The organism is Curtobacterium sp. 18060, from assembly GCF_902706105.1.
Lineage (GTDB): Bacteria > Actinomycetota > Actinomycetes > Actinomycetales > Microbacteriaceae > Curtobacterium.
On the sequence record NZ_CACSJV010000050.1, the window covers coordinates 1 to 26,061 of the forward strand.

Here is a 26,061-nt window from a genome sequence, read left to right on the forward strand (position 1 = left end):
GAGATCACGGCGTCGGTGCCCTTGCCGGCCTGCACCATGATGATCGCCGTGCGCGGCTTCGAGAGCGAGGCGACGAAGGCGTCGATGTCCTCGGACGCGATGAAGCCGGCGTCGCCGTGCTCCTTGAGCAGCTCCTCGGTCCTGGCGTAGGTGCGGTTGTAGACCGCCACCGTGTTGCCTTCTCGGCTGGCGAGGTTCCGAGCGAGGTTCGACCCCATCACCGCGAGGCCGATCACCCCGATGTTCGCCTGCGCTGTGTGCTGCTGATCCTTTGTCATCGGGTTCCTGTCGTTCGTGGCCGCTTGCAAGCGAGCGGGAAGGTCGGTACCGTGCCTAAACTAAGACTTGATTCTCATTTTGTCGAGGGTGTGCCGAAGGAGACCACGATGACCGGAACCGTTCCCCCAATCGTCTTGATGGGGGTGTCCGGCGCGGGGAAATCGACCGTCGGCGCACTCCTCGCCGCTCGGCTCGGCGTCCCATTCGTGGACGCTGATGATCTGCACTCTTCAGAGGCGAGGGCGAAGATGGCCTCCGGTACGCCGTTGAACGACGATGACCGGGCGCCCTGGTTGGCCCGCCTCGGCGCCCTGCTGGCGGGCGACGAGCGGATCGTCCTGGCGTGTTCGGCGCTCACCCGGAAGTACCGCGAGACGCTCGGCGGCCGCGACGTCTTCTTCGCACACCTCTCCGGACCGCGTGCCCTGGTCACGGAGCGGCTCAGTGCACGATCACACGAGTACATGCCGTCGTCGCTGCTGGACTCTCAGTTCGCGCTGCTCGAACCGCTCACGCACGACGAGCGCGGCGCGACCGTTGGGATCGACGCCCCCGTCGAGCAGGTCGCGGAGACGATCCGTCGGCTCGTGGACGCCAGAGACCATCCGGTGGACTCGGCGTTCGACCTGACGGGGCGTGTCGCGCTGGTGACCGGGTCGAGCCGCGGCATCGGGCAGAGCATCGCCGATGGCCTGGCTGAAGCAGGAGCGCACGTGGTGCTCCACGGACGTGACGCGGACCGCCTCGCTGACACGCATACGAGGTTCGCCGAGCGGTACGGCGCGGAACGGGTGAGCGCCGTCGCGTTCGACATCACCGACGAGCCCTCCGTCATCGCCGGCATCTCGCATGTCGAAGACACGGTTGGGCCCGTCGACGTCCTGGTCAACAACGCTGGCGTCCAGCACCGGGTCCCGATGCTGGATCTTGCGCTCGAGGACTGGGAACGCGTGTTGCGCACCGACCTCACCGCGGCGTTCCTGGTCGGTCGCGAGGTCGCCCGCCACATGGTCCCCCGAGCGCGCGGCAAGATCGTCAACATTGCCTCGGTGCAGACCGACCTCGCCCGCCCGACGATCGCCGCGTACACGGCAGCGAAGGGCGGCATCCGAAACCTCACCCGCGCGATGACCGCCGAGTGGGCCGGGGCGAACATCCAAGTCAACGCCCTCGCCCCCGGGTACATCCACACCGAGATGACCCAAGCACTGGTCGACGACGAGGCCTTCAACGAATGGATCCTCGGCCGCACCCCGGCGCGCCGGTGGGGCACCACCGACGACCTCGTCGGGCCGGCTGTCTGGCTCGCCTCGGAGGCGAGCAACTTCGTCAACGGACAGGTCGTGTTCGTCGACGGCGGCATGACCGTCGTCGTCTGACCCAATCGAACAGGAGCACCCCGTGACGAACGCCACCCAGCCCAACACCGCCGTTGTCGTGCACGGTGCCGGCGACCTCCGCGTCGAGGAACTGCCTGCGCCGACACCCCGTCCCAACGAAGCCGTGGTGACCGTCGCGTTCGGCGGCATCTGCGGATCGGACCTGCACTATTGGCGCAGCGGCGCCGTTGGGGAGTCAATCCTCCGAGAACCGATGGTCCTCGGGCACGAGGTCGTCGGCACCATCTCCGCCGCAGCCAGTGACGGCTCCGGACCGGCCGTCGGCACCACTGTCGCCGTGCACCCCGCGACCACGGGCACCGCACTCGGCCGGTACCCAGCGGACCGTCCGAACCTGGCGCCAGGCACGACCTACCTCGGCAGCGCCGCGCTCCTCCCCCACACACAAGGCGGGTTCGCCCGCCACACGGCACTTCCGACACGCATGCTCCGCCCGCTCCCGGCGGGGCTGAGTCTGCGGGACGCTGCACTCGCAGAACCCGCAGCCGTGGCCCTGCACGGCGTGCACCGTGCCGGTGACGTCATCGGCAAGCGCGCACTGGTCGTCGGCGCCGGACCCATCGGTGCCCTGGCCGTGGCAGCCCTGCGGCTGGCCGGTGCGGCCGAGATCGTCGCCGTGGACCTGCAGGAGCTACCGTTGCGCATTGCCCGCGAGGTCGGCGCCGACCGCACCATTCATGCAGCCGACGTGGACGCGATCGATGCTGTCGAAGCCGACGTTGTCATCGAGTCTTCCGGCAACCATCACGGTCTGTCTTCGGCCGTCCGTGGTGCTGCGCGGGGCGGGTCCGTCGTGATGGTGGGGTTGCTTCCGACCGGTCCGCAGCCGGCCTTGGTGTCCCTCGCGATCACGAAGGAACTCGACCTTCGCGGGTCGTTCCGGTTTGTCGACGAGATCACCGAGGTGCTCGCGGCATTGGCCGACGGATCGCTCGCGGTCGGTCCGGTCGCGACGCACGAGTTCTCGGTCGACGACGCCCTGGATGCCTTTGCGACCGCGGCGGACTCGTCCGCGTCCGGTAAGGTGCTCCTGCGATTCTGAGGACCTGCCAGGTCGGACAGGGGCGGTCAGGCCGCCGGTGCCCAACCCCGGAGCGCGCCGAGGAGCGCGCGGACCAGTCTGGGTGCGATCTGCTCCGACGGGATCCCGACGGTCTCGTGCAGGTCGAAGATCTCGCGAGGGTCGAACATCGAGTTCCAGAAGAACAGTCCGAGGTCGCCCGGGTCCGGGATCCCGGCCTCGGCGACGGCCTCGCGGATGGGACGTTCGAGGGCGTCCGCCTGCACCGTGAGGTACGGCGCATCGGCGCGGAGTCGTTTCAGGTACCCCTGGTCGGAGCGGGTGTGCACCATCGCCCGGCCATGTTTCATGACCAGCTCGATCCAGCGGCGGCTCACCACCTCGAGCAGCTCGACACCCCGCTCGTCGCGCGCCAGACTGAATTCGCGGAGGGTCTCGCCGACCCCGAACCGGAATTCTGCAAGCGCCTCGTCGACGCTGCCGAAGTGCCGGTACGCGGTCGCGGTGGACACCTCTGCCTTCGCGGCGACGTCCTGCATGCGGATGGAGTTGCCGTGTTTCGCGGCGAGACGCGAGGCGGCCTTAATGATGCGCGCGCGGTTGCGCTCGGTATCGCTGCGCACGGCCCTCCTCGTCGTTGTTCTCAGCGTAGTGCGCCGAACGCTGCGGCGAGTCGAGCCACGCCTGCTTCGATGGCGTCGTCGGACGCCGCATAGGAGAGCCGGAGGTGGTGTTCGCCAGCCGCTCCGAACTCGGCGCCCGGTCGGACGGCGACACCTGCGTCGCGGAGCCGCGCGACGAGGTCGACGCTCGGGATGTCGAGGTCGTAACGCGGGAACAGGTAGAACGCGCCTTCCGGTGAGCTCACATCGAGCCCCGGGATCATCTCAAGCCCGTCGGCCATCAACGCTCGGCGCCGCGAGTACGCGTCGTGCATACGGGCGATGTCGTCGCCGCACGTCTCGAGCGCCACCAGCGCGGCGTCCTGCACTGCGGTGTTCATGGAACCGTTCGCGGTGTTGTGGACCCGTGCGGCGGCGGCGATGACCTCGCTGGGCCCCCAGAGGTAGCCGACCCGCCATCCGGTCATGGCGTAGCTCTTGGAGAACGTCTGGCAGTAGATGGTCCGTTCGACAAGCGAGGCCACCTCCAGCGCGGAAGTGAACGGCTGGCCAGTGAAGGTGAGATCGGCGTACGCCTCGTCGCTGATGACGATCGTGTCCGTGCCGGTCAGTGCAGCGCCGAGGCGTTCGAGTTCGTCACGGGAGTGCACGATGCCGGTTGGGTTGCCGGGATTGCAGAACACGAACAGCTTCGCCCCGAGGAGTGCGGCGTCGAGGGCGTCAAGATCCCAATGCAGGTCGGCCTGCAGCGGGACCGGGACGGCGATGCCACCGGCCATGCTGATCAGGTCCGCGTACAGCGAGTACGTGGGGTCGGGGATCACGACGCGGTCCCCGGGGTTCACGATCGCGAGGATCGCAGCGGTCAAGCCGCCCGTGCCACCGTGAGTGACCAACACGTCGCCGGCGTCGACCGGCCGACCGGCGAGGGCACCGATCCGGTCGGCGAGGGAGGCGCGGAGGGCCGGTTCGCCGTACAGCGGCGAGTAGTGCGTTCGCCCGGCCCGCAGTGCGGCCGATGCGGCTTCGACCACCTGCGGCGGTGTTGCGAAGTCCGGCTCCCCCATCGCGAGGGAGACGAGGTCGCCAGAGGACTGCGGCTGCTGCACGCGCCGGGAAGCCGTGACGATGCGCTGCACCGACTCCGCGGGGCGGAACGTGGCGGGCGTAATGGTGGTCATTCGCTGTCCTTCCGGTCGGCGGCACCGTCCGGTGCACCGGTGTTGCGGCTGATCTCAATGTCGACGCTCGTGTCGCGTTGCCGAGTGGGCGCGATGACGAGTTCCTGCACGACAGCCCGCTGCGGCAAAATCGCAACGAGGCGGACGGCCTCGGCGACGTCCTCAGGTCGGAGCATGTGCTCGCGTTCCGCAGGCGCTGGCGGTCGGGCCCGGCCGTCGAGGATCGGGGTGTCCGCCTCACCGGGGAGCACCGTCACTGCGCGCAGGCCCTCGTTACGGAAAGTGTTGTGCAGGAAGGTCATGTAGTTCCGGACGCCAGCTTTCGCCGCACCGTACGCAGCCCCGCCGAGCAGGTTCGGGTTCACGGCGGCGAGCGAGGAGATCGTGATCACGGTGCCGTCGCCGTTCCGGAGCAGATCGCTGAGGAGAGCCTGGGTGAGTAAGTGCACGGCGGTGAGGTTGACATCGATAACGGTGCGCCATTCATCCTCAGGAACCCACCGTGCGTTCTGGACGCTGCTGGAGGCTCCGGCGGCGTGGACGAGCAGGTCGACGGGACCGGCCGCTGCGTGCACGGCGTCGACGATCCGCACACCGGCACCGGTCGCAGCCACGTCCTCCGCGACGACGACCGCGTGTCCGCCGTCGGCGGCGATGACTTGCGCGACCTCTTCGAGCGCGGACGCCCGCCGTCCGACAAGTGCGACGGTCACGCCGTCGCGTGCGAGCAGCAGCGCTGTTTCGCGGCCCATCCCGGATCCGGCGCCGGTGACGATCGCAACCTTGCCTTGCAGAGAAACCATGTCACTCCTCATCGTGATATGAGAATTGTCTCTCATTTGAGAGAGATGCGTCAACCGTTGCGCGCCTGCTGCGGGATCCCGACCGCGCCGAACACGTCCGCCACAGCCAGTTCAAGTGTCTGTACCGCGATTTCGAGCTGCCACAGCGATCGGTGCGCCTGGAGACGGTCGACCCAGCGGAACCGTACGACGCGCCCCGGCGTGACCTGACCGAGCATCGACTGCGATGCAGTCGTCGCGAATGCCACGATCGGATAGCCCGCCGTTACGGTGCGGTAGCGGCCGAGGACGATCAGCTCGTCTCCGTGGGGGATCTCCACTGCGCCGACCGGCACGCCGTGGGAGACGATCTCCGTGTCGTCGTCCGGGTGCAGGACAGGGCCGTCGAGCCGCACGCCGACGTGATTCGACCGTTCGGTGACTCGATACTCAGCGGATTCGATGAGTTCCTCGATCCCCGGGATACGGGAGTCAGGTCCTGGCAACAGGTCGACCGTCCACGGTCCGGGCATCGGACGCCGGATGGGTACCGGCAGTCGAAAAAGTGCGTGGTCGAAATGCGGCTGACGGAACCCGGTGAAGTCGGTGGTGACCGTAAGTGACGCACCGTGGTTGACCTGCTGCGCGAACCCCATCCGGGCGTCCGGAGCCGCACTGCCGAGGAACGTCTCGCTGTGCATGCGTCCGGCGACCGCCAAGTAACCTCTCGCGCCGTCGGCGGCGGGGAGCAAGCGGACCTCAACACCGGCCGGGACGACGACCGGCGACCATGCGTCCGCCGTATGCTCGCCGACGAGCACCTGCCCCACAGCTCCGGTGGCGGCCACGAGCACGTCAGCCGAGGGGACGAGGGAGAACTCCCCCATCACCTCGAGCAGGGTCGCGTTCCGTTCGTTGCCGACCAGAACGTTCGCAACCGTCGCAGCATGCTGATCCGCGCTCCCGCCGGTCGGGACTCCAAGGCGTTCGGTGCCGATGCGCCCGGCGTCTTGGAACGTGGTGAGCCAGCCGGCATCGACGATGTCGAGCCGAACTTCCCGACTCAACGGTCCGATCCCATCGGTCCATCGTCGGGCGACAGGAACGCGGCCCCGATGCGTTCGGCCTCGTCTCGGCTGACGGCGCGGTACCGGATGCGGTCGCCAGGCAGGATCGCGGCGGCGTCCTCCCGTGCGATATCGACGACAACGTGGGGCGTCCGTCCGATTACCCGCCAGCCTGTCGGTCCCGGGAAGGGCTGGATGATGGCGTTCTGCCCGGCGAGCATGATCGATCCAGCTGGCACGTTGGTACGGGGCTGCGTGCCGCGGCGGACGGGACGGTCGAACCGGCCGCCCTCCATCATCGGTGCCATGCCTGCGGCGAGCAGCACGACGTTGAACATGGTGCCGGTGACGGCTGCGACCAGGTCGTCTACCGACTGCTCGAGCTCCGATGCGACGGGTTCCAGGTCGGGTCCCGCGCCGGCGTCGAAGACCACCGGGATGGTGAACGTGCGTCCGGCGGTCGACGACACGGTGTTGTCGACGCCCGTCGTCTCGTCGAGCAGCCGGATGACGTCTTCGATGCTTTCCGCCCTCGTGCGCAGCGGGTCGAAACGGATCAGCAGCGAGTCGAGACCGGCGACGAGCTCGGTGACGCCGTGCGGCATCCGCCGCTCAAGCGCGCGTCCGACGGCACGGACGCGCTCCCGGGCACCCGCTTCGGCACCGCCGGCGATCATGATCGCGGCGTCCCCGAACGGCATGGTGGTGAGGCCGGTCACCGCGCGGCAACCGCCGCACGCTTGTCCGCGAGGACCTCCTGGAGGCCCGTTGCCCGGATCCCCGCGGCGTCCAGAGCGGCGCGCAACGCCGTCCCGTTCGCTAGCACCTGCGGGTGATCACCATGAAGGAGGACGACGTCCGCGTCGTGCCCGAGTGGGACGGTCTCCCCATCCACGGTTACGACGGTGCCTTCGGTGACGACCTGCACGACGCGGCGGCCGATTTCCTCCGGGTCGTGGAGGAGCCCACCAGGGTGGGACCGGGCGACGGGCATTCCGTCAGCCCCGTACCCGCGGTCGGCGAGGAACACGTAGCCGACCTGGAGGTCACGCTTCCGCGATTCGTCGGCGAGGAGCCCGTTCTGGCAGATCACGATATAGCTCGGGTCGTATGCCGCGACGGCGTCGGTGATCGCCCGGGCATGCTTCGCATCGGTTTGCGCGATGCTGCCCATCCGACCGTGCGGAGCGACGTGACTGATCGTCGCGCCATGCACCCGAGCAAACGCGTCAAGTGCACCGATCTGGTACAGCACATCCGTTCGGATCTCTTCCTCGCTCGCTTCGATGAGGCGACGACCGAAACCGACCAAGTCCGGGTATCCCGGGTGGGCCCCGAGCTCGATGCCACGTCGGACACACTCGGCGACCGTTTGGTCGATCACTCGTGGGTCACCGGCATGGAACCCACATGCGATGTTGGATGCGGTGACGAGCCCGAGCAGGGCCTCATCGTCTCCGATGGTGTAGTTGCCGAAGCTTTCACCGAGATCAGCGACGACGGCGACGGATGCGGTGCCCATGGGGCCTCCTTTTTGGTGCTGTTGGTGCTGGTGGAACGTGGCGATAGGGCGTTCACTCGACGCGGAGTGGCTCGCCCTTGGTTTCACGGAGGAAGAGGCAGCTGACCAGGGTGATCAGAGCCGTGATGATCGATGCGAACGCCGGGATGAGGCTGTTCCCGGTCGCGTTGATGATCGCGGTCATCACGAGGGGTGCGCTGCCGCCGAAGATGATCGTGCTGAGGCTGAACCCGATGCTGTATGCGCTGTAGCGAACGGTTGTCGGGAACATCTCCGTGAGCACGGTGTGGATGACGGCGGCGTGCCCAGAGAACGCGAGGGCGAGCACCACGGCCCCGAGCGCGCCGAGAGCAAACTGCCCGGTGGCGAGGAGTACGAACATCGGGTAGGACACGACCGCCATCGCGATCGCTGAGCCGATCAGGACTGGCTTCCGACCGATTCGGTCAGACAGGCGAGCCATCAGCGGGATAGCGATGATGATTGCCACCAGTGCGCAGGCAGTGACGAGGAGCCCCTGCACCAGGGTGAAGTTGTGCTCTTCGCCGAGCTGGGTCTTCAGGTACGTGGGCATGTACGCGAACAGCAGGTAGTAGCCGGGTCCGTTCAACGCCGGCAGGAAGATGGTGAGGATGATCGCGGCGATGTGGCGACGGGATGTGAAGGCGGCGCGGAGCGGGTTGCGGGCGACGGCGTTCCGCTCGCGGAGCGCCTCGAAGTGCGGGGTCTCTTCCATGCGGCGGCGGATGTAGAACCCGACGTATCCAAGCGGTGCCGCGAAGAGGAACGGGATTCGCCAGGCCCACGACTCCATGGTCTCGTCGCCGAGGGTGGTGATGAGGATCGCAGAAAACGTGCTGCCGAACAGGAGCGCGAAGAACGAGCCGACCGCGATGAAACTCATCGAGAAGTTGCGGGCAGCATCGCGGGCGTACTCGCCAACGAAGGACATCGCACCGGCGACCTCGCCCCCAGCGGAGAAGCCCTGCAGGACACGAAGCGCGATGAGGATGATCGGCGCCGCGATTCCGATCACGCTGTGGGACGGGATCAGTCCGATGCAGAGCGTCGACGCGGAAATCAGCAGGAGCAGCGTGGACAGGAGCGCCTTCCTGCCGATCTTGTCACCGAGGTAACCGCAGATGACACTGCCGAAGGGGCGTGCGATGAAGCTCACCAGGAAGCCGACGTTCGTCAGGAGCAGGGCTCCGGACTCGGCCCCGCCGACCAGGCTCAGCGCGATGTAGGTCGTCAGCAACCCGTAGATGCCGTAGTCGTACCACTCAACGAAGGAGCCGACGGCACCGGCGACGGTGGCGCGACGGACCACGGTGCCGTCTGCGGTCAGGACGCCGACCTGGGTCGTGTCGAGCCGTTCTGCTGCGCTCATGTGATCTTCTCTCGGGATGGGCCCGTAACGGGCTTGCTATCAGTGTGGGAGGTGGCGGTTGCGGACGCCACCGTGCGGGCGGCGGCACTGCCGTCCGCGGGTACGCCGAGGGCACCCGGTCGATGCCGGGCGAGATCGGTCAAGGACGGACGCGGAGACGGCTGCATGGTGTCCTCCTGGGCGTCCGAACGGCGATGGCCGGATTGCGATGAGTGCGAAGCGACTCGTAGTTGAGAATAGGCTCGCACTTCTTGCCGGGTCAATGCCTCCTCGGAACAGGCGTGTAAAAGGCATGTTTCACGGGTGTTTCGTTGCCACCGAGGGCAGAGCCGTCCTTGCTCCCGAGCGGAGTAAGGAGCAGACTGTGTTCTCAACTGCGAACCCGTTCTCATATCTCCCGCGGAGGAATCCATGACGATCACCGCCCCGCACGTACCGGCTGGCAACGCTCCGCTCGCGAACGCCCTGGAGCAGCTGCGCTCCGCCGCCGAAGCGCTCGAGATCGACGCCGGCTCCGTCCAGCTCCTCGCCCAGGCGCGACGAGAGATCTCCGTCGGGGTGCCGCTGCGTCGCGACGACGACACCGTTGAGGTGTTCCGCGGGTACCGCGTTCAACACAACTTCACCAGGGGCCCGGCGAAGGGCGGAGTGCGGTTCTCACCATCGGTCGACCTGGATGAGGTCCGGGCGCTCGCGATGTGGATGACTTGGAAGTGCGCACTCGTGGACCTGCCCTACGGCGGCGCGAAAGGCGGGGTCGCTATCGACCCACGTCGGTACTCTGACGCCGAGATCGAGCGCGTCACCCGGCGGTACACGAGCGAGATCCTCCCCGTCATCGGGCCGGACCGGGACATCCCCGCTCCGGATGTGGGCACCGACGAGCGAACGATGGCGTGGATGATGGATACCTTCTCCGTCAGCCACGGGTTCACGGTTCAGAGCGTCGTCACCGGAAAGCCGATCGCGCTCGGAGGATCGCTCGGACGCGCCACCTCTACCAGCCGCGGTGTGGCCCTCGTCACCCTCGCCGCGCTCGACCGGCGCGGTATCACTCCGACCGCCGCTACCGCCGCCGTCCAAGGTTTCGGGAAGGTCGGCCGGCACGCCGCGCGATTGCTGGCAGAGGCCGGAGTTTGTGTCCGCGCGGTCAGCGACCAGTACGGCGCGGTCATCGCTTCGAATGGCCTTGATGTCGAGTCGCTCTGCGACCATGTCGACGCACACGGCACCGTCGTCGGCTTTCCAGGCGCCGATCCCCTCGACGCGGAGGACCTGCTTCGGCTCGATGTCGAAGTCCTGGTGCCCGCCGCCGTGGAGGGCGCCATCCACGCCGAGAATGTCGAAGGCATCCGCGCGGCGATCATCGTCGAGGGTGCCAATGGTCCCGTCACCACCGCTGCTGACGTCGTGCTCGCCGCGCGCGGTGTTCTCGTCGTGCCAGACATCCTCGCCAACGCCGGCGGCGTGATCGTGTCCTACTTCGAGTGGGTCCAGGCGAAGCAGACCTACCGATGGTCACTCGACACCGTTGAGTCGCGACTACGAGACCGAATGCTCACCGCGTGGGCCGCAGTCACTGCGGAGCAGACCCGCCGAGGCGGCACGCTCCGCGAAGCTGCGATGCGCATCGCAGTCGAACGCGTCCTCGACGCCCACCGGAACCGCGGCCTCTACCCCTGACCACTCCGCCCGACGAAGAGAAACGAGAACAGCTATGACGAGCACTATCCGGATCGCCTCGGACATCACCCGCGCCCCGGCCGACCTCGTCGACCGGTTCCGCCAGTACCCGGCCGCAAACCTCGGCGACGCGATGGAACGGATCGGCATCGTCGACGCCGCCATCGTTCCTATGTGGGAGGGCGCAGCGGCAGTCGGCAGCGCTCTGCCGCTGCTGACCGTCGCCGGCGACAACCTCGCCCTCATCGAGGCGCTCGACCTCATCCAGCCGGGCGACTTCATCGCCGTCAACGCTGCTGGATACGTTGACCGCGCCGTCATGGGCGACAACCTCGCTCAGCGCTTCCAGGCATTCGGCGCGGTCGGCGCAGTCGTCGACGGCGCCGCCCGCGACCGCGACATCATCCGCGATTTCGCCTTCCCCGTCTGGAGCCGAGGCATTTCACCAGCTGGCCCGTTCAAACATGGCCCGGGCGCGATCGGCTCCCCTATCGCGCTCGGCGGTGTCGTCGTCAACGCAGGCGACATCATCGCCGCGGACTCCGACGGGGTGATCGTCGTTCCTCTCGCCCGCGCCGAGGAAGTGCTCGCCGGCGCTGCCGAGATTGCACGCATCGAGATCGAGAAGGACGAAGAGGCAGCTCGGTTCCGCGCCGATGCAGAGGCCCGGCCGGCCTGACGCGGCCACGGAACACGAACGGAGGCGCGGAACCGGTTGGTTCCACGCCTCCGTTCGTGTGCGTCCAGAGGGCGGGTCAGCTGCTCGTGCTCGTCACGACCGACGCGGCCGCGCGGAGTGCGGCGACCACCTCCTGGTAGCGACGTGACTGTTCGCGCCATGCCTGCGGCAGGACTTCGACGAGCGGAACCCCGAACGACAGTCCCGGGTGTCCGTCCAACGAGATCGCAACACCGAAGATGCTGGGATGAACGAGGCCGGGGTCGACCGCGTACCCGCGAGACCGGGCCGCTGGAACTGCATCGTGCGCCACGAGCGCATCCTGCTCAGGCATTTCCGCCACCAGGGCCGACGCCATTGCAGCGTCGAGGCCGGCCAGGGCCGCGATGCCCATCGCCGTCGTCCCCGCACCTCGGACGTCGCCTGGGCGAGCAGTCGACGCGAACGGTGCCCGACCGACATGCTCGCCGAGGTAGCGGACGTGAGGCCCCTCGAGCCGGCCGACTTGCACGATGTTTCTGGTCAGCACGGGGGATGTCGCTGCGACGCGGAGCAACCTGGCGGTGTCCAGCAGCATCAGTAGAACTCCACCGTGTCGACGACGTTGCGAAGCGGTTCGCCGTCGAGCAGGCGTCGGGCGTTGTCGGCGAAAAGCCGAACGATGCGCTCTTCCTCGGTGACCGTGAGCGCGGCCGTGTGCGGGCTGATGAGCACCTGCGGCATGTCCCACAGCGGGCTGTCTGTAGGCAGCGGCTCGACTGCGACGACGTCGAGAGCGGCGAACCCGACGCGACCCGTCTGCAGCGCTTCCACGAGCGCGACTTCGTCGACGACCGTGCCACGGCCGACGTTGACAAGGGTTGCACCGGGGCGGAGCGCGGCGAAGAACGCTGCGTCAAGGAGCCCTTCGGTGTTCGCCGTTCCGGGCAGCGTCGACACGACCGCATCGGCACGTAGAAGCGTCGGGCCCAAGTCGCCGGCGGCGATCATCTCGTCGACCCCCTCGACCGGTCTGCCGCTCCGACTCACGCCCAGAACATGCATACCCATCGCCCGACACATCCGCGCGACCTCGGCGCCGATCCCTCCGAGGCCGAGGACGAGGACCGTTGACCCGGTAACCGGCTGCATCACATAGCGGTCCGGCCACCGGTGGGCTCGCTGGTCCACCATCAGCCTCGGAAGCTGCTTCGCCCCGGCCATCACACCGAGGACGGCGAACTCGGCCAAAGCGGTTCCGTGCACACCTGCAGACGTGGTGAACCGGACCCTCTGCAGGTCCTTCGCGCTCAATGCCGCCGCACGGACCTGCCCGCCGCCGCCCGCAGCCATCGTGTGCACCCAACCCAGGCGGGGGTTTGCCGCCACCACGTCGGCGAGGAGAGCTGGGTTGACGTCTGGGACGCCGTACAAGGCATCCGCTCCGTTGAGCTCGTCGCGCCATCGGCTCTCGGCGGCTGCCGTCCGGCGATATCCGGGGTCGCCGGAGAAGTCTGCTGGAAACCGCATAGCGGGAAGCAGAGCGGGATCGTGCATGACCTCGACCCGCGGCTCGAGGTCCCGCAGGAGCGCGACGTGTTCCGATCGGATGGGAGCAGCAAGCGCAACCCGCAAGTGAGAACTCATTCTCATATCATGGCGGTGCCGCGACCCACACGCAAGGAGCATGAGGCGTACCTACGGCGCGACCAGCGTCATCTCGAAAGTACGGACACCGAGGAGCGAGCAATGGACTCCGTATTCGATGAAGTCCCCAGCTGCTCCGCGAACGAGTCGCGTCATCGTCATGACCGCGTCGCCAGGCTTCGCATGGAGCAGTTGCGCTTCATCGCCGGTCGCACCGCGCCCAGAAATGGCCTGCTCCGCCGAGCGGAGCACGACGCCCTGATCGCGCAGCAGCGAGTAGAGCCCTCGCGATTCCAGCTCCTGCACGGTCGGCGGGCGCAGGGCCGGCGGCAGCCAGTTCACCAGCACGGCGATCGGCACTCCATCGGCGTATCGGACACGTTCGACACGAACGAGCGACGCTCCGACGGTGATACCCGTTCGAGCCGACAGCCAACCATCCGCCATCACCTGCTCGATCGCAAGGACCGTCGTCGTCGGCGCACGACCAGCAGCGATGAGTTCGTCGTACAGGCCTGTCAAGGCGGACGACCGCACCGCAGACCGCGCTGTCACTTCGGTGCCAATCCCGCGCCGTCGGACCAGTAATCCGCGGCTGACAAGTTCCTGTTGCGCACGCCGCACCGTCTGCCGACTCACGCGCAGGCGCCCAGCGAACGCCGCTTCACTCTCGAGTTTGCTGTTGATCGGGATCTCTCCATCGGCGATCGCACGCTCGAGTCGGTCGGCGATCTGAAACCACATTGGGAGCGGTCCAAAGTGGTCCAACGTCTCGAACAGGCCGGAGAAATCATTCGCTTGCCGTACCGCCATCGCAGTCTCCATTGACTCATCGCACCGTGCAGTAAGCGTGATCCTGCCCCATGGGAGCGGTCCTATTCCAGCCCTCGAGCAAAGTTCGTCCGAATGTCTTGACATCCTGAGAAAGTCGGTCGTACTGTTCAGCCACTCCTCGTGAGGCAACTCAGCAAAGTCGCTGTTTGCAACTCCTACCTGAAGGGAGCGGCGTGAACATGGGCGTTCCGCAGCTCGATCGACGACCCCGACTCCGGCGTCGAACGATCGCCATTTCTCAGACACTCCTGATCGGCGCGACGGTGCTCGCGTTGGCCGCGTGCTCCAGCGGCAAGGCAACCACCACTTCCGACGGCGACGACTCGACGGCGGCAGACGCCTCCTCCGGCAAGAGTGCCGGCGGCACCGTCTCCATCGTGGTCATCGGCGGTTCGTCCAGCGACCCGTTCTGGTCTTCCGTGAAGCGCGGCGGACAAGACGCCGCGAAGGCGTACGGCTCGAAGGCGAAGGTCACGTTCCTCGGACCGCAGAACTACGACAACCTCGGTCCCGACGCCGCGAAGCTCGCACAGACCGCGCTCTCCCAGAACCCGGACATCGTCGTCGGTCCGGACTGGGTACCCGACTCCCAAGACGCCGGTTACAAGGCGATCACAGCCAAGGGCGTCCCCCTGATCATCTACAACTCCGGTGGCACCGCTGCAGCGAAGGACGTCGGCGCGCTCAAGTACGTCGGCTCGGACGACGAGATCGCCGGCGAAGCCGGTGGAAAGGCGTTCGCCGAAGCCGGAGTGAAGCACGTGTTGTGCGTCAACACACAACCCGGAACGGCGAACCAGGAAGCCCGATGCAAGGGCATCAAGGAAGGAGCGGTTTCAGGTGGTTCGACCTCGACGCAGCTCGCCCTGCCGGCAGCGAACTTCGGCAACCCGTCTGCCGTCACCCAGGCGGTGAAAGCGGCACTGCTGAAGGACAGCTCCATCGACGGTGTCGTCACCGTCGGTGTCGTCGACGCCGACAGCTCCGCAGCAGCGATCAAGTCGGCAAGCAAGACCGACTCGATCAAGCTCGGCACCTTCGACGTCTCGAACAGTCAACTCACCCGCATCAAGGACGGCTCCCAGCTGTTCGCAATCGACCAGCAGCCGTACCTGCAGGGGTTCCAGTCCGTCGCCCAGGCGTATCAGTACGTCGCGTACGGACTGCAGGTCCCGGCGAACCCGGATCTCACCGGTCCGGCACTGATCACGAAGGACAACGTCGACAAGGCGATTTCCGGTACCAAGCTCGGCGTCCGCTGACCCGAACGCACGCTCGCCCGATCCGTGGGGCTCCGCGACAGCGGAGCCCCACGACTCCCGCCCGTCCTCCGACCACTTCCCGAAAGCAGCAGCGACGCTCATGACGGTTCACGCAACCCCGACCCCCGCAACCCGGCCGCGGACTTCCAGTCCGGCCCCCGCCCCCAGCCGCGAACGCCGATCGATCGGCGACCTCGCACGACGCTCCGAGACCGGCGCTCTCATCGGCACCGTCGGAGTCTTCATCTTCTTCGCGATCTTCGGCGGAACGCAGTTCCTGTCCGTCGGAGGCACCGCATCATGGCTCAACGTCGCAGCCGAGCTCGGCATCATCGCGATCCCAGTGTCGCTCCTCATGATCGCCGGTGAACTCGACCTCTCAGTCGGCTCAGTGCTCGCAGCGTCCTCGATGACGCTCGCAATCGTCTCCGGATACTGGGGCGGACCACTCATCCTCGGCATCCTCTGCGCCCTCGCGGTCGGCGTCGGGACCGGACTGATCAACGGACTCGTCGTCTCGCGCACAAAGGTCCCTTCCTTCGTCGTCACCCTGGCCTCGAACTTCGCCCTCGTCGGGCTGACCCTCGGGCTCTCCCGCGTCATCACCGGTACCACCAGCGTGAACATCGCTCCCGACACACTGACCAAGAACATCTTCGGCCAGCTCATCGCCGGCCAGTTCGAAGTCGCCATCGTCTGGTTCATCGTCGTGGCGGCCATCGTCGCCTGGATCCTCCAGATGACCAAGTACGGCAACTGGATCTTCGCGATTGGCGGAGACTCCGAGTCCGCCCGCGCCACGGGTATCCCGGTCGCGCGAACCAAGATCGGTCTCTTCATGGCCTCCGGCTTTGGCGCAGCGTTCGTCGGCGTGATCCAGACGATTCTCTACAACGGTGCGCAGGTCTCCAACGGTCAGTCGTTCGTCTTCAACTCGATCATCGCCGTCGTCATCGGCGGTGTCCTCCTCACCGGCGGCTACGGCTCCGTGGTCGGTGTGATCCTCGGAACGCTCACGTTCGCGATCGTGAACCAAGGCATCTACTACACCGGCTGGAACTCGGACTGGGCGTCGCTCATCCTCGGCATCCTGCTCCTCGCCGCCGTCCTCATGAACAACACGTTCCGCAAGCTCGCGCTCTCCTCCGGCGCAAAAGCGATCAGCAAGCTGAAGGGCTGACCAAGATGACGACCACGCAAGCACCTCTCATGCGGCTGAACAACGTCTCGAAAGCATTCGCTGGGACAAACGCCCTCACCGATATCTCCCTCGACATCCGACCCGGTAAAGTACTCTGCCTCCTCGGCGACAACGGTGCCGGAAAATCGACCCTCATCAAGGTCCTTTCCGGATTTCATACCCCCACCGCCGGTTCAATCGAGATCAACGGCGAGGCAGTCACCCTCAACACGCCCCGCGACGCAAGCACGTACGGGATCTCAACCGTCCACCAATTCGGTGGGACCTTCCCATTGATGAGCGTCGCACGGTCCTTTTTCGTTGGTGTCGAACCAACCAAGGGGTTCGGCCCGGTGAAATGGTTCGACAAGAAGACCGCCGGCGAGATCGCCGTCCGCGAAGTCCGATCGCTTGGCATCACCCGCGTCACCGACGGCAACAAGCTCGTCGGCAGCCTGTCCGGCGGAGAACGGCAGTCGCTCGCCATCGCCCGCGCCGTCTACTTCGGAGCGAAAGTCCTCATCCTCGACGAGCCCACCGCGGCCCTCGGCGTGAAGGAAGCCACGCACGTCCTCCGCATCATCATGCAAGCCCGTCAACGCGGCATCGCAGTGATCTTCGTCACCCACAACGTGCTCCACGCGATGACTGTCGGCGATGACTTCGCCGTCCTCATCCACGGAGCTCTCGCCGACTCCTTCGCCAAGGGAGAGCGGACCCGCGAGCAGATCACTGATCTCATGGCCGGCGGCGAAGCGATGGCTGAACTCGAAGCCGAAGTCGCGCAGTACCAACTGGACAACGCCTGATCCAGGGGAGCGTGTCGTTTGCGACACGCTCTCCTGCACAGCGATCGCTGCGGGCGTCGAGCCTGGATTGGACGCTTTGTCTATCCGGTAGCGCTCACCAACGGTCCGCAGTCGGGCATGGTCCGTGCCCGGGACCTCGAGGAGTTCGAGCTAATGCGGGGTATGCCTCTCATCAGCAGGGCGGACGTTGTTCCTTGTATCGACAGCAGAGTCCGGTGCATGGTCGCGGCGGACCGTGGTTGGATGCTCGACATCGTCAGCAGGCTCCCCATCCCCGTCGTGCTCGCAGTCGCCGGGGGCGGCCTCAACTCACTACAGCGCTACCTCGACGCGCTGGGAGAGCGCCTCCATCTCGCTTCTCGGCTGGCCGCAGGTCGGGCCGCCTTCTTCGGTCTCATGGATCTCAAACACACCGGGATCCCCGACCAGCTCACCACGGCGCCGAGTTGAACACGCCGACGGCGACGATGTCCGGGGTGTCGGCCTCGCTGACCCGACACGATCCCCCTGTTTGCATGCGGCTTATTCACGCCGAGCTTCGTTGCGCTCGCGCGCTCCTCTGCAACACTGGTGGCCCCTATCACCGACCAAAAGGAGCATCCCGTGGCGCAGAAGGTCACCACCAACCTCATCGACGACCTCACCGGCGAAACCATCGAAGACGGCACCGGCAAGACCGTGCAGTTCTCGTTCGACGGTGGTCACTACGAGATCGACCTCACCGATGACAACGCCGACGCGCTCCGCGAAGCGTTCTCCGACTACGTCGCCGCCGCGCGCAAGGTGACGGGGCGCAGTGGGCGTGGCAGCTCGAGCAGCAAGCCGCGCAGCAACCCCGACGAGCTCGCGAAAATCCGCGAATGGGCCGCCGCGAACGGCCACGACGTCGCACCCCGTGGCCGGATCAGCCAGGCCGTGCGTGACGCCTACGACGCCGCCCACTAGGACCGTCAGCGCCCGGGACGGGTGCCCCTGTCCGACACAGCAGAAGGAACTCCTCGTATGACTCGCTCTCGCCGTCGCCACGTCAGCACCGTCCGGAACATCGGAACCATCGGCATCCTCGCCGGCGGTATTCTCAGCACCACCGGCGCCGTCGTGTGGGGCCTGATCTCCGCCGAGCTCACCGCGCAGAAGATCACCGTCTCCCCCGACAGCAAGCTCCTCCCCGAACGCCCCGTTCGCGGCCCCCTCACCGCCTACGCGCAAGCTGAGATCATCAACACGCACGCAACCGCGATCAGCGATGGGAAGACCTTCGCCGAACTCCCCCAAGACGACCCGAACCGGCCCGTCATCATGAACGCATCGTTCCTGCGGGCGTCCCTGTTCACCTCCGTGGTCTCGTTCGGCACCGCCGCATTCGCCATCGGCCTCGGCCTTGTCACCTCCCTGTTCGGCATCGCCCTCCACCGCCTCGGGAAGTAACCCCTCCTCGGCGAAGCCACGGCCGGATCGTCATCCACGTGACGATCCGGCCACACTCGTCCTTAGCGTCGACACGGCACAGCTCTGTCAGATGTGCTTCCGCGGGCTGCTCCAAGCGCTGTTCCACGCGTCGAGCTGTGTTACCCGGTCGGTAGCAAGCCGGTGGTGCCAGTGAAGTCTGTGCTGGCGCAGCAGCCACCGCCCGATCGCAGCCCCGTCGCTATCGACAACGCGTGCGGCGGGTACCTGTCCCGCGTGCTGCGTCGACCAAGCTTGGACACGGCGCAGCATCTTGGTGAAGTGCACGTCCTCGCGGCGCTGCCGCGCGGGGTCATCTGCCGGGAGGCGGAGCCGCCACACCATCCCGAGCCGTTCGAGCTGCTCCACCCGGGCCACCGGCAGCGCACCCGTGCGGTATTCGACGCGGCGGGAGTCCACCCACCGCCCCAGCTGCAATCCGTCCGCGGTTGTGAACCAGTGCGGCACCGCCAGGTCCCCGTGATCACGGCTGTACTGCGTCAACGCTGCAACGCCGGCATCCCAAGCGGCGTCGCGGTCACGCACCTGCCAAACGAACCCGAGATCCACCAACTCCGGCCACAACCGAACCGTGTTCACCGGATCCTTCGCCCATTGCCGACGTCGGGACTGCACCCACGTCCCTAATGGGAACCCGTCCGCGGTCGTGAAAACGTGCGGGACCAGCCCATGTCCCTCTGTGCACTGGAATGACGCGAACGCCGCGATACCAGTGGTGCGTTCCGACAACGACCAGCGCATCCCGACTGCCTCGAGTCGTTCTCGCCGGTCCGCCGGCAATTTGCCCGCGGCCGCCAACGACCGCTGCCCATGAACCCACGCTCCTAGAGACGCTCCCGCGCCGCGGCAGAACGACCGCGGGATGTCGACGTGCCCGTACTCATCACGGAACGACACCAGCGCCGCGAACATGCTCTCCCACCGCACCGCCAGCACGTCCACGCTCACCATTGTGCCGACCTACGAACGCAAGCGACGATCGCCACATGCTCCAGCCTGCACCCGGTCGACGCTCCCCGAGAAACGGCCCGCATCCGGGATGGCTGATCGTCGGCACCGTTGCCGCAGCGGTCGGTCTCCCCCTGCAACACGCCGCCGTGGCCCAAGCAAACGCCTTCAACCCCGCAACCCAGACCGCAATCGGCAGCACCAATCGGGCCCTGGTTGCCGGCACCATCTGGACGTGGGTAAATACCATCACCACCGCGGCCGGCGTCATCATCCTCGTCCCCACACTACGAAAATGAGGCCGATAGCGCGCTCTTATGTCAGCTGACCATCAGGATTCCAACTGCAACGTCTCGCCGAGACCTACTCAAACTGCTCCGGATCAACGTCCGGCGCGCTCGCCTCGTCGCCGTGCCCAAGGTTACTGGCAGATTTCGGCCTTCGAGCGTCAACCGCGAGGCTGTGGAGATCGAATCCGGTTGATTTTCTCAGGGCATTAGTTCGGGAAGCGAGCGCCGCATGGCGTCGCTCTTCTGTCTTGGAGTCGGACAACCGTACCGCCAGGAACCAGCCTGAGTCGCATCGCTCACTTTCGAGGTAGGAAATAAGCTGATGCTCGAGCCCATCCCAGAAACGCCCGTTCTTGAACTTCTTAATTTCCAGCAGCGATCGACTCCTGCCGCCGGTGAAGACGAAATCGACCGGACCGCGGCCGAGATTCACTTCACGATCAACGAAAACTTCGGACGCTTCACAGTAGGCTTCCACCACCCCTCGGTAGAGCAGCTGTATCGAGGTTTCTCGCTTCGGTGACGACGTATCTTCATTCCAAAGCAACTCCCAACCTCCGCGGTCTTCCACGAAGTGCCGGAACTTGTCGTTCACCAGTTCAAGCACCTCTTCGAACGAGAGCTGCGATACTGGTCCATCGATCGGGTCAGCCGAAGCTGCCTTTCGCGCCTGAGCCTGCCAATCGTGCAGACCCTCAGGGTCACGATCAACGTCATAGGGCCGCGGCTCGTCGCCGCCCCGAGTTTCGGACCAATCCCTCACCAAGTCGGGGTGCCTGCGAGCCAGGTCGACAATGTCTTTCTTAGACAGCTTGCGATTTGTGTCCCAGTTAACGTCATCGCGGAAGCCAGGTTCTACGTAGTCCCACCAATCCGAAGAGTTCAATGTTGGTAGTTCCCGCAGAAAGCGCTTTGGTACCAGAATCACTGGAGCGCCTGTCGATGGATTCGCGGGAAGGTCCACTTCTTCCGCGACCCAACGAAGACGCTGCTGGTCGAAGAAGGAATTCTTGACCTTAAACTGTTGCAGCTCAATGTCGTGCCGCTCGCATATCTCTTGGGTGTGGCTGATCAATCGTCCTTTGAGCAAATTGCAAGAGATATCCGAGATGCGATCGCGTCCGATCTTTTCAACGAGCAAGCCGAGCTCTTCGAAACGATGCAGGTCGGCGAGCCCCGCCTCAATAGCGAGCACCATCGCTCCAACAATGCGCCGGGCGAATCCCCGCCCCGTTCCTGAACCCTTTGAGCCCGATCCCACGTAGCCCAGGCCAATCTCGGATGGCTCCGGAAAGACCATCATCTCGACGGTCTTGCGGTATTGAATGCTTTCGGGGTTGTGATGATGCCCCGCCAGCAGCATGAAGCCTTTTTCAAAATGGCCACTCAGTAGGTCATCGCAGTCGGCCCACCTACCGTCATCCTCTGCGTAGACTAGAAACGGATCAACGAAGAGCTGAGTGTCCTCTTCCAGGATTGGATCGAACCAGTCATCTTCGGATCCAGCTTCAATCTCATAAGCCTCTGAAAAGTACACCGACACCTCTTTCGTTACCCTGATTATGCCTCATGTTCCGCTAGGTGGCCAGCCATGTCGCAAGCATTCGGCGCGGTGGTCGAATACGAGACAGGGCCTAAACGGGCCAGATACGCTGCTGCTGTTTTGGGGTTTGCCCTGTTACCACGCCTCGTGCGTGTCCGGATGCTGTGGCTCCGGGGTGTTAGTTCACCTTGTGCGACACAAGCGCGTGAAGGTCTAGAGGTGGAGCCGCGGGGAGAACTCCAGCAGCCGTTGGTAGCTGCCGGAGGGCTCTGCCCCGGGGTGCCGTCGTCGGTGTTGCGGCGACTGCTCCATGCATCGGCCGGAGCAGTCGCCGTCACTATTAGCAGTCGGGGAGATCGTCGAGGTTGTTCGGCGCGTACCCGTCCGCGCTGGTGGTGAGGTAGTCGGCGCCGTTGCGGGGCCGAACGCGGACGTAGACCGTTCGGCCCGCGACCGAGACGTAGTAGGCCGAGGAATCCGCGGTGATATTGCGGATGGCCTGCGACTTGCTGTGGGTCCATCCGCTACCGCAGAGTCCGGTGATGTCTCCATCGCTGTTCTTCTGGCTGCGCGTCACTTGCAGGGACATAGTTGACTCCTTTGTCATCGGCCGACCCAGGGTTCGGCCGCGTTACCGCTGGCTGCGATAACACACAGGGTACGTCGCGGCTCCGACAACGCAGCCGGAAGCCGCTAGCGATCGGGCGGAGGTGCATCAGTAGCGTGGTCGAGTGCACTGCCGAGCGCGGTTACGTCGTCGTAGAGCGCTCTCACCCGCGCTAGGGCAGTATCGACGGCTGCATCTGTTTCCCCAAGCTGGGCGTAGGTCTCCTGCAGTGTGAGCTCGTCAAACCGTGACGGTCGCCGCGCGACTGTCCCGAGGACCTCCTTCGGGGTCGAGCCAGCCGCTGCTGCTGCATGCCGACTTGGGATGATGCTGGTCATCGACCGACCCGACAAAGCAACACCGCTGCGCGCCCATCCATGGACGTCTAACGGCAACAGCAGCTGCTCCGCATGCCGCCACTCCCCCGGCACCGGCTGCTCGCAGTCGTGCCGGTCGAGGTTGCCCTTCGTCGGATCGAGCAGGCGGATGACGTCGCCACGGAATCCGGTCCAGACCGGCACTACGATCCGCAACCACCGGGTAACAGCACACGCCGCACACGCGGCCGGGTCGTCGGTGGAGGGGACGACCGCGCCGCGGAGCCGCACGATGCTCGTCACTGAGACGTCATCCACAGTGACGGCTTGCGCCTCGCCGCGGGCGAGATGCAGTACGCCCAGGAGGACTACGAGGAACGCGTCACGGCGGCCGCGAAGGCCAACGGGGTACCGATACTTTGGGATCGCCGCCAGCACCTCCCCAACCGCCGCATGGTCGGGAGCGTCTGGTCGCGGCCACACCCGCGCCGGCACCGTGGGTAAAGGACCCGCGAAGCCCGAGGCGAGGTGGTGCGCACGGATCGCACGGCGGCGGAGTCGCTGCGTCGACGCACTCCCGGGGAACCGGGTCAGGAACTCCTCGACCGTGGCCGGCGCAGCAGGCAATGGCTCGTGCCCGGTGGCGGTGCACCACGCGACGAACCGGTCCCAGTGCGCTTCGAGCAGGATCCTGACGTCGGGCTGAGGTGTGGGTGAGGTGCGCGGGGTCATAGCCGCATCCGGGTGACGGCGTTGCGAACCAGTGGCGCGTATTCGCGGTCGTAGATCTGCAGGGTGGCGGCGTTGGTGTGGTGGGTCTGGTTCATGATTTCCACGTCCGTGGCGCCGGCGTTGCGGGCTTCGGTGACGAACCCGGCGCGGAGGGAGTGCCCGGACCAACCGTCTTCCCCGAGCCCGGCAGCCTTTGCGCGTCGGGCGACGGCTTTGCCGACCGTGGTGGGGCTGATGCCGACGTCGCGGAACAGGCCCCACTTCGACACGGCGCGGAAGAACGGCATTGACGGCGGCAAGCGATCGTCGCCGAGCCCGTCCGTGCAGACGTGCACGGCGAGACTCGCGCTGGTGAGTGCTGCGAAGAGGCCCGCTTCGCCGCGGGCGTCCTGCGCGGCCATCAGCCGGGACAGTCGCACGTACGCGCACGGGGCGCAGGTAACTGGATTCGCGCCCTGCTGCAGCACCTTGATCCGGCCGACACCATCCTGGTCCGTCTTCGACTTCCGCACCCGGGCGTAGACGCCCTCGCCGCCGACGAGACGGAGATCGGCGACGGTGAGGGCGGTGACTTCGGACTCGCGGAACGCACCGACGAACCCGAACAGCAGCAGCGCCTGGTCGCGGGTCCCGAGCGCGCCGGTCTGCAGGTCAGCGACGTCGATCTTCAGCAGCGTCGTCTGCAGCGCCTTCAGTGTCATCGGCTTCGCCCGTCGCACCGGCACGGACCGAGTCCGACGGATGCCCTTCAACACGTCGCGGACGATCGGCGTGGAGCCGGGTGTGGTGTGGCCGCGGCGGGCGTGTTCCCAGTCGATCGCGGCGACGTAGCGACTGATCGTTGCCGGTGCGTACCGCTGCCCTCCGTCGGAGAGGACGGCGTTAGCCTTGTCCGCGATAAACGCCGCGACCTCGGTCGGGTCGACCGGCGAGGTGGTGATCTGCTCGAGCTCGTGCGGTTCGGAGATCTCGTGGTCGAGGAACCCGGCACGCCACCGGGCGAACTGCCGGAGATCCGACCGGTACGCGCGGATCGTGTTCGGCGACAGGGACGCTTCGGCGAACACCCGCGGCGACGCGTCCGTCGGCACCACCACAGCACCCGAGCCGGTCGGGCGCCCCTCCCCCGCTGCGGCGCGGAGCCGTGCGAGCGCCGTCCGGGACCGCTCCGCAGCGGCACGCTCCTCAGCAGACGCACCGCGACCAACAGCGCGAACTCCCTGCGAGCTCGTTCCGACGCTCGCCGCGACCGTCTCGCCTACCTCGTCCACGCGACCCCGTTTCTGCCGGCGGCGGCACTGTGTGCGCCTGCCACCTCAGTTCCGATAATGGTGCTTCTCGGAACGCGCTGGCGGTGGTGGAAGCGCGTGCCTGCAGGTCCGAGCAGGCGGGGCCACGGACGGCAGCAAAACGCCCCGCCGGCCCGGTAGGGGCAGGCGGGGCCGGAGAGGGCCTTCCGTCCGTTACAACGGACGGAAGAGATCAGTCCTGTTCGACCATCAACGCTGTGCGCGGCGACGACGCAGGGCGCGGGCGCCGATGAGGCCGGCACCGGCGACGAGCAGGCCGAGGGCCCAGGGCAGGGCGCCGGTGGCGTCCGAACCCGTGTAGGCGAGCTGGCCGCCACGGTTCGTCGGGGTAACCGGTGCTGCGACGGCGACCGGGGTCGTCGGGGTGACGACGGTGGCCGCGACCGGCTGGACGTCCACCGCGAACGAAGTGGTGAAGTCACCCGCCGAGACGGACAAATTGTGGATCGACGCATGCGGGAACGTGACGTTCACGAAGCCGAACGCTGAATCCGGCGCGACGACGTCGGTGGCGACGTCCGAGGTGACGGTCGGCAGCACGACCGGGGCGTCCTCATCATCGTCGATCAGGTTGCCCCAACGGTCGACAAAGCCGCTCGCGACAACGAGAGTGCCGCCCTGCTTAATGGTCGGTCGACCGCCCTCGATGTACGCATCGGGCGACAACGTGATGACGCTGCCATCGGGCTCGATGATCCACACCGTTCGGTCGTCGTCCTGGTCATCGAACAGACCTGCGCGGTCGGTCGTGGAAACCATGATCCCAGCCGGTGCGCCCGCCTCAACGCTCAACACCACGTACTGCGTGACCGATTCGGTGCCGCTGGTCGCGGTGACGGCGAACTCCGCACCCCAGGCGTCAGTGGTCGTCCCGCTGAGCTCACCGGTCGCAGCGTCGAACGTGACGCCGTCAGGCAGCTGCTCCTCCGGGGAGTTGTAGATGTCGGCGTCCTCGTCGGAGGAGTACGCGAGCTCGTACGTCGGCTCGGGGAAGCCCTGCGCACGGAAGGTGTGCGAGAACGCGTCGCCGGCGGTGGTGCTCAGCTCGAGCGGGTGGTCGGCGTCGGCGCCGGCCTTCGTCGGCTTGCCGTCCTCGCCGAGGAAGGCGGGGGTCTGGCTGACGGGCGCGGTCGCGTCGGAGGTCACCGAGGTCGTGTCCGTGGCGCCGGGCAGCGTGCCGGTCACGGTGACGGTGATCGTCTTGCGCACGTCGGTGGGGTCGATGCGGTAGGTCGCGGTCTTCGACAGGACGTTGCGGTCCTGGTCAGCCCAGACGTACTTGTACGAGGAGTCCTCGTCGAAGCCGGTGACGACGGCGCTCAGGAGCGTGCCGACCTTCGCCGCGCCGTCGATGGTGACGGTCGCGTCGGCGGCCTTGGTGGTCACGTCCGGGGTCGGCTTCGCGGTCGGCGCCGGGGTCTCGGCGGCCGGAGCCGTCGTCTCCGGAGCGGCGGGCTCGTCGGCCGGGGCGGTCGCGTCGTCGCTCGGGGTCGGGGCCGGGGTCTCCTC

28 protein-coding genes and 1 pseudogene are annotated in these 26,061 nt (G+C 66.5%); 12 read left to right on the forward strand and 17 right to left on the reverse strand.

Annotated elements, in window-relative coordinates; all coding sequences use genetic code 11:
* The coding region (locus GVL05_RS16655) for an NAD(P)-binding domain-containing protein (RefSeq protein WP_235036029.1) at nt 1-278 on the reverse strand (278 nt) is incomplete at its 3' end.
* A 138-nt stretch (nt 279-416) separates the two neighbouring features.
* Between GVL05_RS16655 and GVL05_RS20030 the strand changes: the two are divergent.
* The 3 genes and pseudogenes from GVL05_RS20030 to GVL05_RS16665 form a co-directional block, all read left to right on the forward strand.
* Nucleotides 417-854 (forward strand): annotated as a pseudogene (locus GVL05_RS20030) (gluconokinase); the annotation flags it as partial.
* A 33-nt stretch (nt 855-887) separates the two neighbouring features.
* A complete protein-coding gene (locus tag GVL05_RS20035; RefSeq protein ID WP_200849255.1) occupies nt 888-1,658 on the forward strand; it encodes an SDR family oxidoreductase in 771 nt (256 codons plus the stop codon).
* Nucleotides 1,659-1,680: 22 nt separating this feature from the next.
* Nucleotides 1,681-2,721 carry an L-idonate 5-dehydrogenase gene (locus tag GVL05_RS16665; RefSeq protein ID WP_200849253.1) on the forward strand — a complete coding sequence of 347 codons (1,041 nt, stop codon included), beginning with the start codon at nt 1,681-1,683 and terminating at the stop codon, nt 2,719-2,721.
* Nucleotides 2,722-2,747: 26 nt separating this feature from the next.
* Here GVL05_RS16665 and GVL05_RS16670 read toward each other — a convergent pair whose 3' ends face one another.
* Genes GVL05_RS16670 through GVL05_RS16700 form a run of 7 tightly spaced genes read right to left on the reverse strand, consistent with a single transcriptional unit; the run spans nt 2,748 to nt 9,265 of the window.
* The gene (locus tag GVL05_RS16670) at nt 2,748-3,323 is read right to left on the reverse strand and encodes a TetR/AcrR family transcriptional regulator (protein ID WP_159573866.1); all 576 of its coding nucleotides are present in this window, start codon (nt 3,321-3,323) and stop codon (nt 2,748-2,750) included.
* A 20-nt stretch (nt 3,324-3,343) separates the two neighbouring features.
* Nucleotides 3,344-4,504, reverse strand: a complete 1,161-nt coding sequence (locus tag GVL05_RS16675) for a pyridoxal phosphate-dependent aminotransferase (protein ID WP_159573867.1) — start codon at nt 4,502-4,504, stop codon at nt 3,344-3,346.
* Nucleotides 4,501-5,361: an SDR family oxidoreductase gene (locus tag GVL05_RS16680; RefSeq protein ID WP_235036030.1), complete on the reverse strand. Its 861-nt coding sequence runs from the start codon at nt 5,359-5,361 to the stop codon at nt 4,501-4,503. The genes GVL05_RS16675 and GVL05_RS16680 overlap by 4 nt, the downstream gene beginning before the upstream one ends.
* Nucleotides 5,358-6,353, reverse strand: coding sequence for a biotin-dependent carboxyltransferase family protein (locus tag GVL05_RS16685; protein WP_159573868.1), 996 nt, complete (start codon nt 6,351-6,353; stop codon nt 5,358-5,360). The genes GVL05_RS16680 and GVL05_RS16685 overlap by 4 nt, the downstream gene beginning before the upstream one ends.
* The gene (locus GVL05_RS16690; protein ID WP_200849254.1) at nt 6,350-7,072 is read right to left on the reverse strand and encodes an allophanate hydrolase subunit 1; all 723 of its coding nucleotides are present in this window, start codon (nt 7,070-7,072) and stop codon (nt 6,350-6,352) included. Before GVL05_RS16690 ends, GVL05_RS16685 begins: the two co-directional genes overlap by 4 nt.
* Nucleotides 7,069-7,875, reverse strand: a complete 807-nt coding sequence (locus GVL05_RS16695) for a LamB/YcsF family protein (protein WP_159573869.1) — start codon at nt 7,873-7,875, stop codon at nt 7,069-7,071. The genes GVL05_RS16690 and GVL05_RS16695 overlap by 4 nt, the downstream gene beginning before the upstream one ends.
* Nucleotides 7,876-7,927: 52 nt before the next feature.
* A complete protein-coding gene (locus GVL05_RS16700) occupies nt 7,928-9,265 on the reverse strand; it encodes an MFS transporter (RefSeq protein ID WP_159573870.1) in 1,338 nt (445 codons plus the stop codon).
* A 411-nt stretch (nt 9,266-9,676) separates the two neighbouring features.
* Between GVL05_RS16700 and GVL05_RS16705 the strand changes: the two genes are divergently transcribed.
* Both GVL05_RS16705 and GVL05_RS16710 read left to right on the forward strand, forming a co-directional pair.
* Nucleotides 9,677-10,948 (forward strand): Glu/Leu/Phe/Val dehydrogenase, encoded by a 1,272-nt coding sequence (locus GVL05_RS16705; RefSeq protein WP_159573871.1) that lies wholly within the window; start codon nt 9,677-9,679, stop codon nt 10,946-10,948.
* A 34-nt stretch (nt 10,949-10,982) separates the two neighbouring features.
* Nucleotides 10,983-11,627 carry an RraA family protein gene (locus tag GVL05_RS16710; RefSeq protein ID WP_159573872.1) on the forward strand — a complete coding sequence of 215 codons (645 nt, stop codon included), beginning with the start codon at nt 10,983-10,985 and terminating at the stop codon, nt 11,625-11,627.
* A 76-nt stretch (nt 11,628-11,703) separates the two neighbouring features.
* Here GVL05_RS16710 and GVL05_RS16715 read toward each other — a convergent pair whose 3' ends face one another.
* The 3 genes from GVL05_RS16715 to GVL05_RS16725 are packed head-to-tail and all read right to left on the reverse strand — an operon-like array spanning nt 11,704 to nt 14,078.
* On the reverse strand, nt 11,704-12,204 hold the full coding sequence (locus GVL05_RS16715) for a hypothetical protein (RefSeq protein ID WP_159573873.1): 501 nt from the start codon (nt 12,202-12,204) through the stop codon (nt 11,704-11,706).
* Nucleotides 12,204-13,253 (reverse strand): D-2-hydroxyacid dehydrogenase, encoded by a 1,050-nt coding sequence (locus GVL05_RS16720; RefSeq protein WP_159573874.1) that lies wholly within the window; start codon nt 13,251-13,253, stop codon nt 12,204-12,206. The genes GVL05_RS16715 and GVL05_RS16720 overlap by 1 nt, the downstream gene beginning before the upstream one ends.
* Nucleotides 13,254-13,304: 51 nt before the next feature.
* Entirely contained in the window at nt 13,305-14,078 is a 774-nt protein-coding gene (locus GVL05_RS16725; RefSeq protein ID WP_159573875.1) for a GntR family transcriptional regulator, read from the reverse strand.
* A gap of 188 nt (nt 14,079-14,266) precedes the next feature.
* Between GVL05_RS16725 and GVL05_RS16730 the strand changes: the two genes are divergently transcribed.
* The 6 genes from GVL05_RS16730 (at nt 14,267) to GVL05_RS16755 (ending at nt 18,766) form a co-directional block, all read left to right on the forward strand.
* The gene (locus GVL05_RS16730; protein WP_159573876.1) at nt 14,267-15,349 is read left to right on the forward strand and encodes a substrate-binding domain-containing protein; all 1,083 of its coding nucleotides are present in this window, start codon (nt 14,267-14,269) and stop codon (nt 15,347-15,349) included.
* Between the two features lie 100 nt (nt 15,350-15,449).
* A complete protein-coding gene (locus tag GVL05_RS16735; RefSeq protein WP_159573877.1) occupies nt 15,450-16,529 on the forward strand; it encodes an ABC transporter permease in 1,080 nt (359 codons plus the stop codon).
* Between the two features lie 5 nt (nt 16,530-16,534).
* The gene (locus GVL05_RS16740; protein ID WP_159573878.1) at nt 16,535-17,338 is read left to right on the forward strand and encodes an ATP-binding cassette domain-containing protein; all 804 of its coding nucleotides are present in this window, start codon (nt 16,535-16,537) and stop codon (nt 17,336-17,338) included.
* A 243-nt stretch (nt 17,339-17,581) separates the two neighbouring features.
* Nucleotides 17,582-17,788, forward strand: a complete 207-nt coding sequence (locus GVL05_RS16745; protein ID WP_159573879.1) for a hypothetical protein — start codon at nt 17,582-17,584, stop codon at nt 17,786-17,788.
* 153 nt (nt 17,789-17,941) lie between these two features.
* The gene (locus tag GVL05_RS16750; RefSeq protein ID WP_159573880.1) at nt 17,942-18,283 is read left to right on the forward strand and encodes an Lsr2 family protein; all 342 of its coding nucleotides are present in this window, start codon (nt 17,942-17,944) and stop codon (nt 18,281-18,283) included.
* Nucleotides 18,284-18,340: 57 nt separating this feature from the next.
* Nucleotides 18,341-18,766, forward strand: a complete 426-nt coding sequence (locus tag GVL05_RS16755) for an aromatic ring-opening dioxygenase LigA (protein ID WP_159573881.1) — start codon at nt 18,341-18,343, stop codon at nt 18,764-18,766.
* An 87-nt stretch (nt 18,767-18,853) separates the two neighbouring features.
* On the opposite strand, the gene GVL05_RS16760 is transcribed toward GVL05_RS16755, so the two are convergent.
* Nucleotides 18,854-19,747: a helicase associated domain-containing protein gene (locus tag GVL05_RS16760; RefSeq protein WP_159573882.1), complete on the reverse strand. Its 894-nt coding sequence runs from the start codon at nt 19,745-19,747 to the stop codon at nt 18,854-18,856.
* Between the two features lie 44 nt (nt 19,748-19,791).
* On the opposite strand from GVL05_RS16760, the gene GVL05_RS16765 reads away from it, so the two are divergent.
* Nucleotides 19,792-20,052: a hypothetical protein gene (locus GVL05_RS16765; protein ID WP_159573883.1), complete on the forward strand. Its 261-nt coding sequence runs from the start codon at nt 19,792-19,794 to the stop codon at nt 20,050-20,052.
* Between the two features lie 64 nt (nt 20,053-20,116).
* On the opposite strand, the gene GVL05_RS16770 is transcribed toward GVL05_RS16765, so the two are convergent.
* The 5 genes from GVL05_RS16770 to GVL05_RS16790 all read right to left on the reverse strand — a co-directional run.
* On the reverse strand, nt 20,117-21,580 hold the full coding sequence (locus GVL05_RS16770; protein ID WP_159573884.1) for a hypothetical protein: 1,464 nt from the start codon (nt 21,578-21,580) through the stop codon (nt 20,117-20,119).
* A 346-nt stretch (nt 21,581-21,926) separates the two neighbouring features.
* Nucleotides 21,927-22,175, reverse strand: coding sequence for a DUF3892 domain-containing protein (locus GVL05_RS16775; RefSeq protein WP_159573885.1), 249 nt, complete (start codon nt 22,173-22,175; stop codon nt 21,927-21,929).
* A 104-nt stretch (nt 22,176-22,279) separates the two neighbouring features.
* Entirely contained in the window at nt 22,280-23,242 is a 963-nt protein-coding gene (locus tag GVL05_RS16780) for a hypothetical protein (RefSeq protein WP_159573886.1), read from the reverse strand.
* Nucleotides 23,239-24,513 carry a tyrosine-type recombinase/integrase gene (locus GVL05_RS16785; protein ID WP_159573887.1) on the reverse strand — a complete coding sequence of 425 codons (1,275 nt, stop codon included), beginning with the start codon at nt 24,511-24,513 and terminating at the stop codon, nt 23,239-23,241. Before GVL05_RS16785 ends, GVL05_RS16780 begins: the two co-directional genes overlap by 4 nt.
* Nucleotides 24,514-24,741: 228 nt before the next feature.
* The coding region (locus tag GVL05_RS16790) for a putative Ig domain-containing protein (protein WP_235036031.1) at nt 24,742-26,061 on the reverse strand (1,320 nt) is incomplete at its 5' end.